General features: G+C 64.3%; 12 protein-coding genes and 1 pseudogene. 3 read left to right on the forward strand and 10 right to left on the reverse strand.

The genetic code is table 11. From position 1 onward, the window contains the following. Nucleotides 1-3: 3 nt before the first annotated feature. Nucleotides 4-1005 carry an AAA family ATPase gene (locus ACYQ8K_RS14185; protein ID WP_459969907.1) on the reverse strand — a complete coding sequence of 334 codons (1002 nt, stop codon included), beginning with the start codon at nt 1003-1005 and terminating at the stop codon, nt 4-6. Nucleotides 1006-1102: 97 nt separating this feature from the next. Next, a complete protein-coding gene (locus ACYQ8K_RS14190; protein ID WP_459969909.1) occupies nt 1103-2482 on the reverse strand; it encodes a hypothetical protein in 1380 nt (459 codons plus the stop codon). An 88-nt stretch (nt 2483-2570) separates the two neighbouring features. Here ACYQ8K_RS14190 and ACYQ8K_RS14195 point away from each other — a divergent pair, with 88 nt between their 5' ends. After that, the gene (locus ACYQ8K_RS14195; protein ID WP_459969911.1) at nt 2571-2867 is read left to right on the forward strand and encodes a hypothetical protein; all 297 of its coding nucleotides are present in this window, start codon (nt 2571-2573) and stop codon (nt 2865-2867) included. Here ACYQ8K_RS14195 and ACYQ8K_RS14200 read toward each other — a convergent pair. Next, the gene (locus ACYQ8K_RS14200; protein ID WP_459969913.1) at nt 2864-5398 is read right to left on the reverse strand and encodes an excinuclease ABC subunit UvrA; all 2535 of its coding nucleotides are present in this window, start codon (nt 5396-5398) and stop codon (nt 2864-2866) included. The genes ACYQ8K_RS14195 and ACYQ8K_RS14200 overlap by 4 nt on opposite strands. Before the next feature lie 99 nt (nt 5399-5497). Between ACYQ8K_RS14200 and ACYQ8K_RS14205 the strand changes: the two are divergent. Continuing rightward, nucleotides 5498-5674 (forward strand): annotated as a pseudogene (locus ACYQ8K_RS14205) (alpha/beta fold hydrolase); the annotation flags it as partial. Between the two features lie 330 nt (nt 5675-6004). Here the strand turns inward: ACYQ8K_RS14205 and ACYQ8K_RS14210 are convergent. The 5 genes from ACYQ8K_RS14210 to ACYQ8K_RS14230 all read right to left on the reverse strand — a co-directional run bounded on the left by ACYQ8K_RS14210 (nt 6005) and on the right by ACYQ8K_RS14230 (nt 12404). Beyond that, entirely contained in the window at nt 6005-6130 is a 126-nt protein-coding gene (locus tag ACYQ8K_RS14210; protein ID WP_459969915.1) for a hypothetical protein, read from the reverse strand. Then, nucleotides 6127-6933, reverse strand: a complete 807-nt coding sequence (locus ACYQ8K_RS14215; protein WP_459969917.1) for an SDR family oxidoreductase — start codon at nt 6931-6933, stop codon at nt 6127-6129. Before ACYQ8K_RS14215 ends, ACYQ8K_RS14210 begins: the two co-directional genes overlap by 4 nt. 3 nt (nt 6934-6936) lie before the next feature. Next, nucleotides 6937-7845, reverse strand: coding sequence for an RNA polymerase sigma-70 factor (locus tag ACYQ8K_RS14220; RefSeq protein ID WP_459969919.1), 909 nt, complete (start codon nt 7843-7845; stop codon nt 6937-6939). A gap of 455 nt (nt 7846-8300) precedes the next feature. Continuing rightward, the gene (locus ACYQ8K_RS14225; protein ID WP_459969921.1) at nt 8301-8636 is read right to left on the reverse strand and encodes a hypothetical protein; all 336 of its coding nucleotides are present in this window, start codon (nt 8634-8636) and stop codon (nt 8301-8303) included. A gap of 111 nt (nt 8637-8747) precedes the next feature. Then, nucleotides 8748-12404: a hypothetical protein gene (locus tag ACYQ8K_RS14230; protein WP_459969923.1), complete on the reverse strand. Its 3657-nt coding sequence runs from the start codon at nt 12402-12404 to the stop codon at nt 8748-8750. 385 nt (nt 12405-12789) lie between these two features. Between ACYQ8K_RS14230 and ACYQ8K_RS14235 the strand changes: the two genes are divergently transcribed. Further along, nucleotides 12790-13395 (forward strand): recombinase family protein, encoded by a 606-nt coding sequence (locus ACYQ8K_RS14235; RefSeq protein WP_459969925.1) that lies wholly within the window; start codon nt 12790-12792, stop codon nt 13393-13395. A gap of 45 nt (nt 13396-13440) precedes the next feature. Here ACYQ8K_RS14235 and ACYQ8K_RS14240 read toward each other — a convergent pair whose 3' ends face one another. Both ACYQ8K_RS14240 and ACYQ8K_RS14245 read right to left on the reverse strand, forming a co-directional pair. Beyond that, complete coding sequence (locus tag ACYQ8K_RS14240) at nt 13441-16074, reverse strand: ATP-binding protein (protein ID WP_459969970.1); 2634 nt, start codon at nt 16072-16074, stop codon at nt 13441-13443. 177 nt (nt 16075-16251) lie between these two features. Then, nucleotides 16252-16920 (reverse strand): hypothetical protein, encoded by a 669-nt coding sequence (locus ACYQ8K_RS14245; protein WP_459969927.1) that lies wholly within the window; start codon nt 16918-16920, stop codon nt 16252-16254. Nucleotides 16921-17861: the final 941 nt, after the last annotated feature.

A 17861-nucleotide genomic window follows, 5' to 3' on the forward strand; every position in this document is an offset into this window, starting at 1 on the left:
GCCTCAGGGCACGCGCACGGCCCGCAGCGCGGCGTCGACCACGACCTCGGGAGTGATGTCGGCGCTGGCCGCTTCGAAGCCGAGGATGAGCCGGTGCCGCAGCACCCGGTGCGCGAGCTTCGCGATGTCCTCGGGAAGCACGTGCGCGCGCCCGGCCAACACCGCCTGCGCTCGGGCCGCCTTGCAGAACGCGATCGTGGCACGTGGGCTGGCGCCGTACTCGACCAGGCGCGCGATCTGCTTGGGCAGCGCCCGCGCGGGGTGGCGGGTCACGTCGACCAGTTGGCTGGCGTAGAGCATCAGCGCACGGTCCATGTGGACGTGACGCACCACCTCCTGCAGGCGCGACACGTCGTCGAGGCTGACCACCGGCGCCGCCGGCCGTCCCCTGTCGTAGACGCCGGCGTCGATCCGCGACATGACTTCTACCTCCTCCTGCGGGGAGGGGTAGCGCACGATCTCCTTGAGCAGGAAACGGTCGGTCTGCGCCTCGGAGAGCGGATAGGTGCCTTCCTGGTCGACGGGGTTCTGGGTGGCGATGACCAGAAACGGATCCGCAAGGGGGTGGACCTGCCCGGCGATCGTGGTCTGCCGCTCCTCCATTGCCTCGAGCATTGCGCTCTGCGTCTTGGCACTGGACCGGTTGATCTCGTCGAGCAGCACGATGTTGGCGTGCACCGGACCCAGTTGGGTGACAAAGGAGTTGGTCGCCGAGTCGTAAATCTGGGTACCGATGATGTCGCTGGGCAGCAGGTCGGGCGTGCACTGAATGCGTTGGAAGCGGCCATGAATCGACTCGGCGAGCACCTTAGCGGCGGTGGTCTTGGCCAGGCCCGGCACGCTTTCCAGCAGGACGTGTCCACCCGCGAGCAGACCGATGAGCAGCGACTCCCGAAGTTCACGCTGCCCGACGATCTTGGCGGCGAACGCCTGGGAGATGGCGTCGACGATCCGTTGTACGCCGTCGAGTTCGCGCTGATCCGGTTGTGTCCGTGCTGTAGACATACGCCCGCTGGGATACCCAGGTGCCGGTTTTCCACACTTCCGGCCACATGACGCTGCTCGCGCCCGTTCAGCGTGTTCGCGAGCGCCGCAGCACCGGCTACGGCTGGTCGCCTTGCGGGGGACGCTTGTTCTTGGCTTCAGCCTCAAGCCGCAGCCGGATCGCCTTCGCCCGCGCCTCGGCGGCCCGAGCCTGGGCTTCGGCGGCTTCTGCTCCCGCCCAAACCTCGGCGGCCCGAGCGCGAGTTTCGGCGGCTTCCGCGCGCGCCCGCGACTCGGCGGCCAGGGCCGCGGCTTCGGCGGCTTCCGCGCGCGCCCGCTCCCGCGCCCGAGCCTCGGCGGCCAGGGCCTGGGTCTCGGCGGCTTCTGCGCGCGCCCGCGACTCGGCCGCCAGCGCTTCTGCTTCGGCGGCCTTTGCGCGCTTGCGAGCTTCGGCCGCAACGGCCTCGATTTCGGCCGCTTCTGCCCGCTTCCTGGCTGCAGCGGCCTGCGCTTGCGCTTCGGCGGCTTCCGCCTGCTTCCGCGCCTCGATGGCCAACGCCTCGGCTTCGGCAGCTTTTGCGCGTGCCCGTTCCCGTTCCCGCGCCTCAGCGATCAGGGCTTCGGTTTCGGTGGCTTCTGCCTGCGCCCGCGCCTCGGCAGCCAAGGCTTCGGGTTCGGCGGCTATTGCCCGCTTCCGGGCCTCGGCGGCCAGGGCGTGGGCTTCGGCGGCTTTGGCCTGCTTCCGGGCCTCGGCGGCCAGGGCCTGGGCTTCGGCGGCTTCTGCCCGCTTGTGCGCCTCGGCGGCCATCGCTTCGGCGGCCGCGGCCTCCGCATGCGCCCGCTCCCGCGCCCGCGCCTCCGCGGCCAGCGCCTCGGCCGCGGCGACCTCTGCCTGCGCCTGAGCCTCGGCAGCCACCGCTTCGGGTTCGGCGGCCAGCGCTTCGGCCGCGGCGGCTTCGTCCTGCGCCCGCGCCTCGGCGGCCAGCGCCTCGGCTTCCGCGGCCAAAGCTTCCGCCTCCGCGGCCAGCGCTTCGGCCGCAGCCGCGTCCGCCCGCGCCCGCGCTGCGGCGGCCACCGCTTCGGCTTCCGCCGCGAGCGCCTGGGCCGCGGCGGCTTCTGCCTCCGCCCCCGCGTGCGCTTGCACCTTGGGCCGCGGCGGCTTCGGCTTGGACGGCGGCCTGGGTGGATTGACGAGCGGCTGACGGTTCCGCATCGGGGCGCCGGCCCCGGCCCGCGCCTTTTGCTCGGCCACTCTGTATGGACCCGCCAGGAAATCGGCCAGTACCAAAGCCACGCCGACCAGCAGCACCAGCGGCAGCGCCAAGGACGGGCGGATGACCATTCCCCAGATACCGGCGACTGTCAGCGGTGCCGCGAGCAACACCGCGGCGCCCGGATACCGGCCGCCTAGGTCGAGGATCGTTGCGGGCACCGCGGACGCACGAGCGGCCAACGGGAGCCGATCCGGCCGACTGACGACGACTCTCTGAGACCCCACGATCCCGCTCCTTCACGGAGATGCTGGATCATAAGAGTACTGCTCTATCGGCCGTTGCGGTGGATCAAATTTCCGTGTCGAAGTAGCAATGCCGCCGCATACAGTGGCGGGACCGGGCGGCTCGGGAGGCGACGGGAGTTCGCGGCGCCGGCGAGCGTGGGACCTGCGTTGCGCACTGGGTCTGGACGACCTGATCGACAACATCGTGTCGGGCACCGTAATCGTCTTTGATGAGCTTTATAACTACCCGGGCGCCGAGGAACAGGAGTTCAGGGCATTCCGCGAGTTGATGGACCACACCGGGAAGAAACCGATCTACCTTGCCGACAACCAGTACTTCGAACAAAAGCGGTTGTCCAGATTGCGTGACCCGATTGGCGGTTAACCTGGTAGCCGCTTCGCCAGGTACGGCGCCGTGCGGCTGTGCTTCGCGCGGGCCACCTTCGTCGGCGGGCCCGCGGCAACCACCCGTCCGCCGTCGCTGCCGGCTCCCGGTCCCAGGTCGATCACCCAGTCGACCCCCGCGACCACCCGCATGTCGTGTTCGGCCACCACGACGGTGTTGCCCGCGTCGACCAAGCGGTGCAATTGACGGTCCAGCAGATCCACGTCGGCGGGGTGAAGCCCGGTGGTCGGCTCGTCGAGGACGTATAGGGTGTGCCCGCGCCGGGGTCTCTGCAGTTCGGTGGCGAGCTTGATCCGCTGCGCCTCGCCACCCGAGAGCTCGGTCGCGGGCTGTCCGAGACGGAGATAGCCTAGTCCGACCTCTTGCAGCGTGGTCAGGCTCCGCGCCGCGCTGGCGACGTCGACAAAAAACTCCGCGGCCTCATCGACGGTCATCGCGAGCACGTCGGCGATCGTGTGGTCCCGATAGCGCACCTCGAGGGTCTCATCGGAGTATCGCGCTCCTTGACACGCCGGGCATGTGGCGTATGTGCCTGGCAGGAACAACAATTCGACCGAGACGAACCCTTCCCCCTGACAAGTGGAGCAGCGACCTTCGGCCACGTTGAACGAGAACCTGCCCGCCGTCCACCCGCGGCGACGCGCCATCGGGGTCGCGGCGAATTCGCGGCGCACGGCGTCGAACAAGCCGGTGTAGGTCGCCAGCGTCGAGCGCGGCGTGCGTCCGATCGGGCGCTGGTCGACCGATACCAGCCGGTTGATCTGCTCGGCCCCCTCTGCCGTCACCCCGACACTCGCGTCGTGATCGAGATCGATGATCCCACTGTCGGTTTCGTCGTCATCGGTTTCGGCCGGCTCCGCTGCGCGCCCGGTGCCGAGGTGGCTGTGCACGACATCGCCGAGGACCTTGACGACGAGCGTCGACTTGCCTGACCCGGACACTCCGGTGACGGCGGTGTACACCCCAAGCGGCAGGTCCACATCGAGGTCCCGCAAATTGTGGAAGCAGATCCCGCGCAACCGCAGCCACCCGGACTGCGTTCGCGGCTGACGAGACGGCGGCCCGGCCCCGTCGAAAAGGTACCTGCGAGTGACCGACCCCTGGATGTCGGCGAGACCCGGCACCGGCCCGCTGTAGAGCACGCCGCCGCCGAGCTCTCCGGCTCCAGGGCCCACGTCGACGATCCAGTCAGCACGGCGTACCACGTCCATGTCGTGCTCGACCACGAACAACGAATTGCCCGTGCGCCGCAGGCGATCGAGCACCTCGAGCAGCGGTTCGGCGTCGGCGGGATGCAGTCCGGCCGACGGCTCGTCCAACACATAGAGCACGCCGAACAAGCCGGCGCGCAGTTGAGTGGCCAGCCGCAACCGCTGCAGTTCGCCGGGCGACACCGTCGGAGTGCGGCGACTCAGCGTGAGATAGCCGAGGCCGAGATCGATGAGTACCTGCAAGCGCGCGACGAGGTCGGCGGCGATCATGGTCGCCACCTCCGTCAGCTCACCGGATTGCGTGGACTCGTACGCGGCGGCGGCATCGGTCCGAGAAGCCGTCGGGCGCAACGCTTCAGCGAGGTCGGCCAATGGCATCCCCGTGTAGTCGGCGATGGTGCGCCCGGCAAATGTCACCTTCAGAGCCTCCGGCCGCAACCCGGAACCGTCGCACACCGGGCACTCGACACTGTCGACGAATTGCAGTACCCGGCGACGCATCATCGCGCTATGAGAATTGGCCAGCGTGTGGCGGACATGGCGTTCGGCGCTGGAGAACGTGCCGTTGTAGTAATAGTCGGCCTGCACCGGGTGCTGGCTCGGATCTATTTCGACGGTTGGTTGTTCGTCGGTGAACAAGATCCAATTACGTTGCCGCTTAGAAAGTTTGCGCCATGGCTTGTCGATGTCGTAGCCCAGCGTGACGAGGATGTCGCGCAGGTTTTGGCCCTGCCACGCGCCCGGCCATGCGGCCACCGCGCCTTCGCGGATGGTCAGCGAGGGGTCCGGCACCAGTGTCTCTTCGGTCACCCGGTGTATTCGCCCCAGCCCGTGGCATTCGGGGCACGCGCCCACCGCGGTGTTCGGCGAGAACGCATCGGAGTCCAGTCGTTCCGTGGCCCCGCGCGGGTAGGTGCCGGCGCGGGAGAACAGCATCCGCAGCAGGTTTGACAGAGTGGTGGCGGTGCCGACCGTCGACCGCGACGTCGCCGAGCCCCGCCGCTGCTGCAGCGCGACGGCAGGCGGTAAGCCGGTGATGTCATCCACCTTTGGCGCGCCGGTGGGCAACAGCAGCCGACGGGCGTATGGAGCGACCGATTCGAAGTAGCGGCGCTGGGCCTCGGCATAGATGGTCCCGAAGGCCAGCGACGATTTGCCGGATCCGGAGATGCCGGTGAAAGCGACCAGCGCGTCCCGCGGCGCTTCGACGTCGACACCCCGCAGGTTGTGGACCCGCGCCCCGTAAACACGCACGCAAGGGTCGATTTCGTCCGTGCTTCGATTGGACATTTGCGTCATCTTGCCCAGCCGGATACCCCCTGTTGCGGCGGCACAAGCGCGACGCCCGCTGCTCCACACCGTTTCAACGTCCGGCCAGCCGGGAATTCCGCCGTGGCCATGACGGACACAGAACCAAGCCGCATCCGTCTGAGTCATCACGTCGTGGAACTCGATGACGGGCGCCAGATTGGGCTTTCGGTCGGCGGCCGCGGAGTGCCGTTGTTGTTCATGCACGGGCTCTTGCTCAGTCGCAGGGCGTATCTGCAGATGCTCAGCCGGATCGCCGGGATGGGTACGGAGCGTTCGCAGGAACGGATGTCGTGGGCTCGACGAACGTATCGCCGGTGGGCGGCCAAGCACCTGCATGAGGCGCGAGCGCTGATCCGGCAGAACACCCCAGTTCGGCCGGAGCACGGCGAATAGCACTTGGCCCTGACCGAATCCCTCGGTGGTGCAACCAGTTTCAGACACCGAGTATCGGCGCTTCAGCGATCGAAAGTCGCGTGAAGGGTGAACTTAGATTAAACGTGCGCCAGCCAAAGAGTCCCTTGTTGCGAGATGAGGAATCCGCGGCCTTGAGAATCCTTGCAGGCCGTCGTGCCGGCACCGTCGAGCCCGCAGAGGTCACCGGCGACGGCGAGCGTAGTCGTAGAACGCCGGCGGGGCCAGTGTTGCGACGAGCCCGATCGCGACCTCCACGAACGTGAGAAACCACACCCCGGCGCAAGCCGCGGCCAGCCGGGCATTCACCGCGACCCCTTTCGTAGGCGCGGCAGGTAAGTCTGGACGACGCCGCGATAGGGCAGTTGGTCAGCGGCGAACTGTTCGCCGAGGTATTCCTCGAAGGTGATCGTGCCGGCGGCGTGTTCCGGGGCCAGCAGCGCGCCGGCCCGTATCCCGCCTAACACCTTGCCGGGCAACCGAACCGGGACGATGGATCGGCGCTTGCCGGCGATCGCCAGGTAGCTGCGGGCAAGATCGTCGATCTCACGTGGCTGCGGGCCGCCGAAATCCGGCGCACGCCCGATCGGCTCGCCCAGAGCCAATTGGGCCAACCGTGCGCCCACGTCGCGCACGTCGACCGGTTGGAACCGCAGGCCCGACGGCAGCGCCATGACCGGCGGTTTCGCGAGTATGCGCAACATGAAGGCGATCAGATCGTGAAACTGGGTCGCCCGCAGCACCGTCCACGGCAGGCCCGACTCGGCGATCAGACGTTCGTTGGCGAGCATCAGGCGGTAGAGGGCGAATGGGACGCGGTCGATACCGACGATGGAGACGTACACCAGATGCGGTGCGCTGGCACGCTTGGCCGCCGCCACCAGGTACTCGCTGGGATAGACGCAGTGCACGATCGTGTCGACGCCGGCCAGCGCCGCGTCGAGCCCATCACCGGTTCGGACGTCCCCCACGACATGCCGGACGTCGGTGGACTGTTGGGGTCGCCGCCCGCGGCTGAGAACGCGGACATCTTTGCCCTCGGCCACAAGATGGTCGACAACGATGCGACCCACGGTTCCCGTGCCGCCGGTTACGAGTACAGAGTTCGTCATACCCTATGAACCGGGCAGGCCCGCCGGATGTGACAACTGCTTCGCAAGAAACCGCAGTTTGTCGGGATTGGCCAGGATCCGCACGGCCGCTATCTGCTCGCCCGTGACCTCGAAGCACAAGACGCCGGCCAGCGCGTCGCCGTCGAATGCCAGCATCGCCGGCTCGCCGTTGACCTCGGCGACCTCCAGACGCAGCCGTATCTGCGCCAGGTTTCTGGTGAACACGCGCGCCACGTACTGGGCCATCCGGTCGCGGCCCGAGACCACGCGCCGGGCCGCCGCCACCTTGCCGCCGCCGTCGGCGGTGGACGTCACATCGGCGGTCAAGATTTCGACGAGTCCGGCGACGTCGCCGGCGGTGGCGGCGGTGAAGAACCGATCGACGAGTGACTGCCACTGCTTCCGATCAGGTTGGAATCGCCGCCGAGGTTCACCAAGACGTTGCCTCGCGCGCCGGTACAGCTGCCGGGCGCTGACCTCCGACATCTCGAGGATCTCGGCGATCTCTAAATGGCTGTAGGCGAACGCCTCTCGGAGCACGAACGCCGCCCGCTCGTTGGGCTTGAGTTCCTCCATCAGGCTCAGCAGCACGATGGACACCGACTCGCGTTGTTCGGCAATTTCCTGCGGGCCGAGTGTCCGGTCGTCGGTGAGGACTGGCTCCGGAAGCCACGGCCCGGGGTAGACCTCGCGGCGAGCGCGGGCCGACGTGAGCCGGTTGAGGCACAAATTCGTGACCGCCTTGGTAAGCCACGCCGGCAGCGATTCGATAAGCGCTGCGTCTGCACCGTGCAATCGCAGGTATGCATCCTGCACCGCGTCTTCGGCTTCGCTCGCCGACCCCAGCAGTCGGTAGGCCAACCAGAACAGGCGCGGCCGCTGAGCCTCGAAGTCCTCCACGAGGTCGGTCACACTGCCAAGACTGCCACGGCTCGAACTTCGCCGGATGGCTGCGACCGCGCAGCAGGTGCAGTCTCAAAAGTTGATATCACATGCGCCATCGCTTTGAGATTCGCTTTGGCAGGGCGTACGAGCCGAGCGCAACAGCGGCCTGAAGCGTCGGCCAAACCAGGTCTGAATACGAACGAACCGTCACTGGTCATAGAAATGTCAAGCATCACCCGACGTCATACAGAAAACGAGTGGGGCGGGCGGGGCTCGAACCCGCGACCAACGGATTACGGGACAACCCATCCGGACTTTTCCGGCTACGCCGTGCTATACGTTGCTGCGCAATGGCTTTCGCACGGTCGCTGCCCTATTGGATCCGGTCGATTCTCGGCGTTTCGCGATCATTACCGGTGAATAAACGATGGGTTCGCCCAACTCTGATCGTTGGCCTGGGCATCGCTAAGACCAGCCGCTCGCTACCCTGCGCTCTGCTCTCCCCGTTCGTTGACATCCTCATCGAACGCATGTCTTATCAATAGAGCGGCCCGCTCCGAAAGACGGCGTTCCTCCTCGGGATCGGTCTCGTCCTGGTTGACGACCACCCACACCGCCACTCGCCGGTCTTTGCGGCGCGCTGGGTCACTCTGGACCGTTGCCACCTTGAGCTTTAACGCACGGCCAGCGCGGCGTCCAGCTGTTCTTGCGCGCGAGATGCCGTCGACATCATCAGGGTCAAAATCCCGAACCCACTGCCTATCGATCTCCAGGGCGCGCATGATCTCCGACGTCAACTCGTCCGTTGGCTGTGCCATCAAGACAGATTACGCGGTTCTATGACACCAGCGGTTCGACGGCCACCCCGTTGACGCCCGCTTATCAGGCAAACAGCGATCGCCGCGAGGCCGATCATGCAACCGAAGGGATCACCATCGTCCTTCGGCTTCAGCCTCCTCCGCCCGGCGAATATCTGCATCAAGTGCTTCGACCAACTCATCAACCCATTCAGCGAACAGCGCGGGAAGCCCCGGGTCGGCACGCCAGCGAGCGGCCACCTCGCGGCGACGTTTCAGATAGTCGGACTCCGATCCCCAGTAGGTTGAGCGCGGATGCATGAACTGGGACATTGATCTACCCCGCAGTTCGGCGTCGTCCGAACGACCGAGAAGGGCGACGAGCAACGGGTCGGGCTTGTCAGTGTCAAATGCGACGTGCGAAACCAGGTGCGACCACGTCTTTGGGTCACCTGTTTCGACTACCAGCTCTAGCAGCTGATCGCGGTCCACCTCCCCCTGAATACGGCTCAGCAACTTGGCATCTTCAAGCCACAACGACCATGGGTTGAAGGAACCATCCGCACCGGACTTCAGAAACTCCACGAGCGCCGGCAATACCTCGGTTGGCTCAGCGCCGATGAGTTCGTCCAGCTCTTTGAGGGTGTACTCGGAGGGGAATGACTGCAGCGATTGAAATCGTCGTAAAAGCATCGTCAATCGTTCCGCTGTGGTCAGAGCCATGCGTGGCACGATGTGGGCGACGTGAAGATCCAGCATGGAGGAACCGCCCGAAGCTCCGACTTCCATCTGTTCCGAGATAGCGAGCAAGTCGCTTAGAGCCGACCTCAACGGCGTGCCCGTCGGGGGCATCGGGTTGTCCTCAGTCCATTGGTCAGCGATACCTAGGGCATGATCCAGTGCATGCTGCGCTCGTGGGCTGTCGCCCTCGTCGAGCCGCTTGCGTACGGCCTCGCCGAGTAGCATCAGCAAGCTACCTACTACGTCGGGATTGAGGGTGCGAGTCCAGGCGCCATACAGAAATTGGCCAAGATCCTCGGCGGGTGACGAGCCTTGATTCACCGCCGCGATCGCAAGGCGTGCTAGCTCATCGGTCGCAGGCAACAAGTGCACGGCCCGAATGATCGAAGCACTCAGCTGTTCCCTGCCACTCCAACGTTCGAGGACAGTCACCGGATCGACCGCACCGACCATGGCGAGTCCTCGAAGGTAGCCGGTCACCGCTGGGAGAGGCGGTGGCTCCAGCTCCTCCATCTCGCTTTCGAAGTCGAGGCTGGGTGCCCGCTTCGCGAGTTCCTCGAAGAATCGGCTCGTAGTGTCCGGATTTCCCTCCCTCGACAGCTCGATCATCTCGCGCCACGTCGCCGCACCACTATTGGCTGCTCGCTCGGCGAGATCCACGAGCACGCCCGGAAGCCCCGCGATTAGTTCGTTGCGGTCATCTGTGAGCTCCCACACGGACGCTGCGAACACGTATCTTGCGCGCTCCTCGAAACGGTCACCGGCGAGCTGGGCGACGAGGTCAGCGATCTCAGCGTCGAGATTTGGATTGGGCTTGTCATACGAGCGTGCATGGTTGAGAGCCTCGATCAGTTCCGCGCGCCCTCGTGCTGGCCATTCGACCGTCTCAAGTGAGGTCAATACTTCAGTTGACATGCCCCGCAATAACGCGATGCGCAAGCCTTGGGCGAGAGAATTCGCAACTGCCGCACGAGAAGCGACGTCACGCTGGGCTACCTCTATCAGTAGCTCCCACGCCAACCTTCGTGCCTCCGTCTCTTCTGCGGGTGTGGCCGGGCGCCACTCAGCTGGCGCCACGCCTCCACCAAAGTCCGTAGACATGCGAAATTCGTGGGCGTCGAACGCCAACGCAAGACCGGGAACGATGATCGGTATTGCCTCCTCACCGAAGGTGCTCAGAGCGTCTCGAGTCCAAGCCATTCGCCGCTCGTAACTCGCGCTTGTTCCCCCCAGGAACACGCGATAAATGCGTTGGACGGTCCCGGTGGCGTTGTTGGACCAACGCTCGTTCTCGGCTATCGCGAGTCTTAAGGCTGCGCTAGCGGCTCGCTCGAAGTGATCCCCAGACCAAAGCAGCACCTCGATCGCTTCAACGAGATCGCGACGTCCGTCGCGGGCTGAGGCCAGCTCTTCGGTGGTCGCTCCGTCCATGATCCGTTCGATGGCTGCCATCGCCGCCTGCGGGTTGACTATGGACCCGACGTGGATAACTCGGGCGGCGCCACCGTCCACGTCAGCTATGGCGCCGCTACCGAAAGGGGCTTGCTCCAAGAGGGTCCCGAGTGTGCGAGAGACCACCTGGTCACCGGCGAACTGGTACATCTGGTCGAAGATTCGCTGACGCAAAAACTCGGGTAGTTCCTCGAGTTCGTTGACAATTGTGCTGGTATGCATTTCGAGGAAGCGCGTCGCCAACCAGATAGCAAATAACTTGGGAGTCACTCGGCGAAAGCGGCCTGCGGTGGACACAAACTTCTGAAGCTCTCGGTCGGCCACCCTTCGCACGGCCGCCTCGTCGATACCGAAAGCTTTGCAGGCAAGACCCAGCTCTGGTGCAACTTCACCGTCGAACCCGATGCGTTCGAAAAGCGAAATTAGCCCTAAGAGAGGCACATCCGCGTCAACTACCAAGGCGGCAAGTACGGGACCGATTTCGTCATCTCCGCGGATTCGGTCCAGAAGTGTGGTCTCGGATCTGCCGTAGGCGATCGCCTTCGCGAGCCTGTCCGCGATTCCGGGATAGCCCTGAGTCAAGTCCGCTACACGTGTCGCCTCTTGTTCATCCAGCCCTTTCGACCGTGCGATCTTGGTGCTGGCATCAATCGTGAGAGGAAGAAGCTCCAACTTTCGACGATTTTCGACGTGACGCTCGCGAGTTGCTCGGGATCCCGTGGTGATGAGGCGAATCCGTCCTTGTGACATTCCCACGAGGTCATCAATCCTGCTGCGACTCTCGGCATCGCAATCGTCTACCACCAAGACGAGGGAGCTGCCCTCAGTATTCGCGATGTGTGTGAGTATGTCGCGGTCCCAAGAACGGGTGTCGGGCACTACGAGAACGCGTTCACGCAGACCGTCCAGCGAGAGAGCTTGGTAGACAAGGCGACTTTTACCGACGCCCGTATCTCCAATGATATGAATCCCATGTGGTTCACGCTCGTGCGTAGCGTGTTCACGGAGGATGTCGATCGCAGTCAGACGCTTTTCATCCGCCTCGAAATCAATGAGTTCAAACGTCCTTTCCCAGACCTTGAGTCCGACCAGACCACGGAGCGGTGCCGGGCCACTTTGAGCGAGCACCGACAAGTGTTGGTAGCACAACCGCTCGATCTGATCGCCGAAAAGGAACCTTACGTTCGCATCACGGCGGGCCTGTTGGACCGCAGTCGTGAACCCGGTTTCGACGTTAGAACGCACGACGTCGGTCGGGTCGAACGTCCAGAACAAAACGTAGTCCGCGCCGTTCTTGATGGCGTCGATTAGGCCCGCGTGCTTCTCAGGATTGAATTCAGTTGTGTGCGAAGGGGTTGTGCTGCCGCTCTTGATCTGCCAGACGCAGGGGCCAAGGGGGAACAGGCTGTCGATAGTTGTGGGGAACAGTGTGCGGCCGTCGATGCCCTGGTCGCCGACTTTCACTCGCCCGGTAATGGACACCGTGTCGAGCGGAAGCCCATGCCGGGACGCTTCCGCCATACACAATCTTCGGGCCAATTCCACCGCGCTCGTCTCGGTGTGCTCACGTATCCAGCGGCCAAGCTGCAATTCCATGCGACCACCTATTTCTGCTCCGTGTCCGACCCCATCGCCGAGGCGACTGGCGCGCCCATCCGGCACCTCCACCTTAGAAGACTCGTCGCACTACAAGCGCGAATTCTCCCCGCTGATGACACACAGCACTGCAGCGGGCCGCTCGGCACCTGCCCGTATCAACTTTGCCGGACAGCAAGATTTGTAGTTAGGGATTGGGGTCGCGGTAAGTGGACACCTGCCGCCGCCGCCAACGCCAATGGACGTCGCAAAACTTTAGTTGTGAGACGAGCGGTGCGAGCAAGTCAGCGGCATAAGAAAGCCCACGTCGACCTGTCGCAAAAGCTGCCTCAAAACTTCCGTCTCAGATCTTGAGCTTCTGCGATTTCTGAGACAAACTTATCTCATGCCCGCAACCGCTGCCCCGACCAAAGGCGCTCAACTCGGATACGCCCGCGTCTCCACCGGCCACCAGTCCCTAGACCAACAGCTCGACGCCCTCACCGCAGCGGGTGTCAACCCGAAGCGGGTCTACAGCGACAAGCTGTCCGGCACTTCGACCCGTGAGCAGCGACCCGGACTTGCGGCACTACTGGACTATGCCCGTCCTGGTGATGCCATCGTTGTTGTCGGGATCGACCGCCTCGGCAGGAACGCTGCGGAAGTCATGACGACGATTCGCGAACTGCGTGACCGAGAGATCGTGTTGCGCTCGCTGCGGGAAGGCATCGACACAAGTAACGCCACTGGCCGCATGGTCGCCGGAGTCCTTGCCAGTCTGGCGGAACTTGAACTTGACTTAGGCCGCGAACGGCGTGCTGCGGCACGGGAAGCACGGCGGGCACGGGGGCAGCACATCGGGCGACCCAAGGCGCTCGACGAGAAGAAAGCCGGTCTGGCGCAACGGATGCACGCTAACGGTGAGTCTGCAAGCACGATTGCCAACGCCTTGGGCGTGAGCCGGGCGACGGTGTACCGCGTCTTGGCCGAACAGACTGCCGAAGGCGATTGAGAACATGCTGCGCCGCTCTCGCGTTGGATACGCGACTCACCCAACTCAACAGGAATGTTCGAGTTCTGTTCGGGCCTGGTCCATTTGGTCGTAGGCATAGGTCACCATCTCGGTGGTGGTCATCGCCTCACCCTTGCGGGCCAGCGATTCATAGGTCGCCTCACCGAGCACATCACGGAGGTGGGTGATCGCGGTGGTGATCTCGGGGACTCCCGTTGCGGCCATGGGACTGAGCGCGAACCCGGCGATGACAGCCGCTGGTTCGGAGCGTCCGAGCCGGTCGAAGAGAACGGCGAGGACTGCCGGCGCGAGGCGGATCCCGTTGCTATCGCCCGAATCGTGGTAGTTGCGAATTGCAAGAGTGAGGTGATCGAACGCGGACACCGGGTCGCCGTGTTCGACCTCAAGTTGTGCCACAAACACCGCCAGGACTGACGCGACGGACCGCTCACCGCTGTCTTGAGCGATCACCAGACCCCGGCGCGCGGCTTCCAGCGCGCCGACGGGATCTTCATTACGGTAAGCGGCACTGTAGGCACTGAGCGTCCACGCGAGCACGGAAGGGTTGCCTGCTATTTCCGCGGCCTCGATGAGGCCATCCGCGCAATCCATCGCCTCCTCAATGGCACCTGCCAGTGCAAGGGCGGTAACCAGCCATGCCCGGATGTGGACGCGGCTGTCACGGCGGCGTGCAAACTGAGCGCGGCACCAATTGGCCGACCGCTCGGGCTGCCCGATGGCTGCGTATACAGACCCGAGCCAGCATTCGATGTCGCCCGGCAGCGCCTCGCGCCTCTTGTCGAGAACAATCTGGCCAGCATCGGCATAGCCGACGGCCGCCTCGATCCGTCCGGTCGCGTGGCACATGGACGCAATCACGTACAGGAACGCCAGTCGCGGGTGGCCGACCGCGCGGGCAGGCTCGACCAGCTCTTCAGCCCAGGCGATCGGCTCAAATGCTTGGACCCACACTCCGAGCAACCCTGCATAGGTGGCGATGGTGGCGGCGGTGTCGAGGTCGCCCTGTTCGGCGGCCCAGCGAAACGCGGTGCGCAGATTGGCCAGTTCGGTCCTGAACCATTCGTAGGCGTCGCGCTGGCGGGGGCTGTCCCACAGGGCCATGATGTCGGCTTCGCGTCCGGCGAAGTACCGCGAGTGGGCGGTCCGTACCTTCGTTGCGGCACCAGAGGCGACGAGTTGTTCCTCGGCGAACTGGCGGATCGTCTCCAACATTGAGAATCGAGTCCGCCCTGCGGAGCGGTCGGCGATCAGCAGCGACTTGCGCACCAGGGCATCGAGCAGATCGAGGATGGCGAAGTCATCATCGGAACCCATGACTGCGCAGGCGCTTTGCAGATCGAATCCCCCGGCGAACACCGAACACCGGTGCAGCAGCGCCTGTTCCGTGTCGTCGAGCAGGTCGTAGGACCACGCCACCGCGTGACGCAGCGTGTGATGGCGCTCCAGGCCACGCCGCGACCCGACCAGCAGCCGGAACCGCTGATCGAGACGATCCCGCACCTCGCTCGCCGTCATCGAGGCCATCCGTGAAGCCGCCAGTTCGATGGCCAACGGAATCCCGTCAAGGCGAGCGCAGATCTGCACCACTGCTTCCGCCTCATCAGTTGGGGCCATCGAGAAGCGGGGGGCCACGCTGCGTGCGCGTTCGACGAACAGATTGACTGCGGCAGAGTCGACGCCCGCACCGACATCCAACGACGGCACCGGCCACAGTTGCTCGTCGGCTACTCCCAATCCTTCGCGGCTGGTGACCAGAATCTTCACCGTCTCCGACTGCGCGAGGATAGCCTCGATGAGATCGGCTGCGGCGTTGAGCACATGCTCGCAGTTGTCGATCACCAAAAGCCGGATTCTGCCCTCCAAGGCAGCAGCCACCGACTCGCTCACGGTCTTACCCGGCTGCTGCGTGATGCCCAGCACGGACGCGACCGCATCGGGCACCGCCGCAGGATCGGCGACCGCAGCCAGCTCGAAAAACCAAACGCCATCGGGGTATTCATCGGCCAGCCGCGACGCGACCTCGACTGCCAGGCGAGTCTTGCCGACCCCACCCACCCCGGTCAACGTCACCAACCGATGCGCCTTCATCGCGGCTTGCAGTTCGGCGACCTCGGACTCACGCCCGATGAAGCTCGTGGTCGCCGGTCGCAGGTTGCCTGGACTCACATCCACTGCCCGCAATGCAGGAAAGTCCGTCTGCAGGCCCGGCGCGGTGACCTGGAATACCCCGACCGGGGTCGGCAGATCCCGCAACCGTCGCGGCCCTAGATCCACCAGGTCCGCCCCGCTGAGCAGACCTGCGGTCGACTCGGCCAACAGGATCTGACCGCCGTGCCCGGCGGCCATCACCCGCGCCGCCCGGTTCAGCACCGCACCGAAGTAGTCGCCCTCGCGGAGTTCTGCTTCGCCGGTTGCGATGCCCATCCGCACTGGCAACTCCAGCGCCTGCTGTGCGGCCACCGCCGCATCCACCGCTGACCTGGGCGAGGCGAACGCGGCGCACACCCCGTCACCGGTGTGCTTGAACAACCAACCCCCGTGCGCCTCAATCGCCGCTCGCAGGACCTGGTCATGGGCCGCCAGCGCCCCTCGCATCTCATCGGCGTCGGCTTCCCACCGACGGGTTGAACCCTCCACGTCGGTGAACAAGAACGTCACTACCCCCGAAGGAGCAGCGGCCGCCGGATCAGCGGACACCCCAGCAGAATCTCACAACCGACGCGCTCCCAGCTAGCATCGGCCATCATGGTGGTGCTCGACGGACTGCCGAAGCCATAACTGCTTGAGGCGACCTCAGTTCCGACGGAGGCCCAACTCAGCCAGAAGCGCGAACAGTTAGGCGCAATTGTCACGTTTGACGCGGGTGTAGCCAATCAATTGATCTGTCACACACCAGTCCAAGACCTCGGGGTTCATCATGTCGGGTGCGTTCAACAGACCATCTCGCAGTTCAGCGATGGTCATTCCTGGTGGACGCTCACGCAGCTGGTTGATGAATGCATCGACCAGATCCGGCCACTGTGGACCAGCCCACCAGTCGGCATGCAGCGTAGGAAGACTCGCCAAGTTCAGTAATACGTATTCGGGCCCGTACTTTTTGATCATCACCTCGATGACTGCGATGGCACTCCAGGCCCATCTCATCCACTTGCGGTGTCGCGTCTTGCCCAGTAAGTCGACGAGTGTGCGTCGGCCGGCGACGCGTTTGGGGTCGGTGAATGCGTCGGCTAGCGCCTCCCAATCCACGTTGGGATAGGACCAAAGATGCTTCAACGCAAGCCGTGTGTTCGCCACGTTCGCGGCGAACATCTCGCCGTCAGTAATCCTCGTCCGATTACGTGAAGCAACGACAGTGTGTGCTTGCTCGACGTAGAGGTTCCAGTCGTTACGCCATGCAAGTGCGGTGATTCCGATCGCCGCCAATGCGATCAGGTCAACATCCGCACCGTGTTTGCCAGTAAGGCGTTCGCGCAGGTGCTCACTTTCTGCTGCGCTGTCCACCATATCTTCCAATCTTGTTGTGATCTAGATCACACTACTGTAACATATACAGTAGGGCTTTCCGCAGATTGTTTTTTCTCCTTCCTTTCCTGGTCTGCGTGAGAGGTCGCCCAAGAGGTCGCCGACTTCGAGGTGCGCGGCCCCGGTGCCGTGGCCGGGGCTCCCTACTTTCTCTCAAACTCACGACGGCTTTCCCAAGGGCGATAACACCCAGGCAGGGCTCCTGGCCCTCAGTTGCGTTGACGACCGACCCACCGACTGTGGGGCGTTGCCTTACGTCGGCTTATCGCGCTTCGCGTTGTGCCAGTTGTGCCATACATGAGAAGTAGCACATGGGGCAGCGGTGTGGCGGCGTAGTCGCAGTCAGGATCGTGCATCCGCCGCGCGATGGCGCTGACCTCTAACAGCCAGCATCCCTGTACCCCGTGGTCTCCCATCTTTCTCGACGCCTAGTTTGCCTGGGGGGTACCCCCTTGCGCGACCACGGCCGTACACCCGTGCGAATACAGCCATCTCTCTGGCAGCAAAATCTTTACGGCGCTTACAATTCCAATTCGCCGACGTGCTGGACGTGACAAGGTTCATTGGCACGAGCGGCGTTTGCTGCGAGGAGTCAGCCCATAGGCGGCAAGCCCATGGGGATCGTCTGTGTTCTCCCGCTGCTTGTTCCTATGGATTGCGGCGCTACGTGGCGTCAACTGCGGGATGCTTGGCTCTGTGCCGTGCCTCGTCGCATAGGCGCAAGCCGTGAGTATCGCGTCGATGTCGGCGTCGGTGAAGCGCAACTGCCGCACGATTTTTCGGGCTGGGAATGTGCCGTCACGGACTCGGTCAATGAGCCAGTCTTCGCTGTCGCAGCCGATCATTTCGCACACCTCGCTGACGCTATGAGTGTGTGGGCCACTCGGGCAGGAAACCATGTGAGAAACGTTAGACGAACATGT

The organism is Mycobacterium sp. MUNTM1 (genome assembly GCF_054660795.1).

What these genes read in the sequence shown, in the direction of transcription:
- ACYQ8K_RS14200 (WP_459969913.1), bottom strand. Translation starts at nt 5,398, where the DNA reads ATGACGCAAATGTCCAATCGAAGCACGGACGAAATCGACCCTTGCGTG.
- ACYQ8K_RS14225 (WP_459969921.1), bottom strand. Translation starts at nt 8,636, where the DNA reads ATGGCACAGCCAACGGACGAGTTGACGTCGGAGATCATGCGCGCCCTG.
- ACYQ8K_RS14245 (WP_459969927.1), bottom strand. Translation starts at nt 16,920, where the DNA reads ATGGTGGACAGCGCAGCAGAAAGTGAGCACCTGCGCGAACGCCTTACT.
- ACYQ8K_RS14235 (WP_459969925.1), top strand. Translation starts at nt 12,790, where the DNA reads ATGCCCGCAACCGCTGCCCCGACCAAAGGCGCTCAACTCGGATACGCC.
- ACYQ8K_RS14195 (WP_459969911.1), top strand. Translation starts at nt 2,571, where the DNA reads ATGCCGCCGCATACAGTGGCGGGACCGGGCGGCTCGGGAGGCGACGGG.
- ACYQ8K_RS14185 (WP_459969907.1), bottom strand. Translation starts at nt 1,005, where the DNA reads ATGTCTACAGCACGGACACAACCGGATCAGCGCGAACTCGACGGCGTA.
- ACYQ8K_RS14230 (WP_459969923.1), bottom strand. Translation starts at nt 12,404, where the DNA reads ATGGAATTGCAGCTTGGCCGCTGGATACGTGAGCACACCGAGACGAGC.
- ACYQ8K_RS14215 (WP_459969917.1), bottom strand. Translation starts at nt 6,933, where the DNA reads ATGACGAACTCTGTACTCGTAACCGGCGGCACGGGAACCGTGGGTCGC.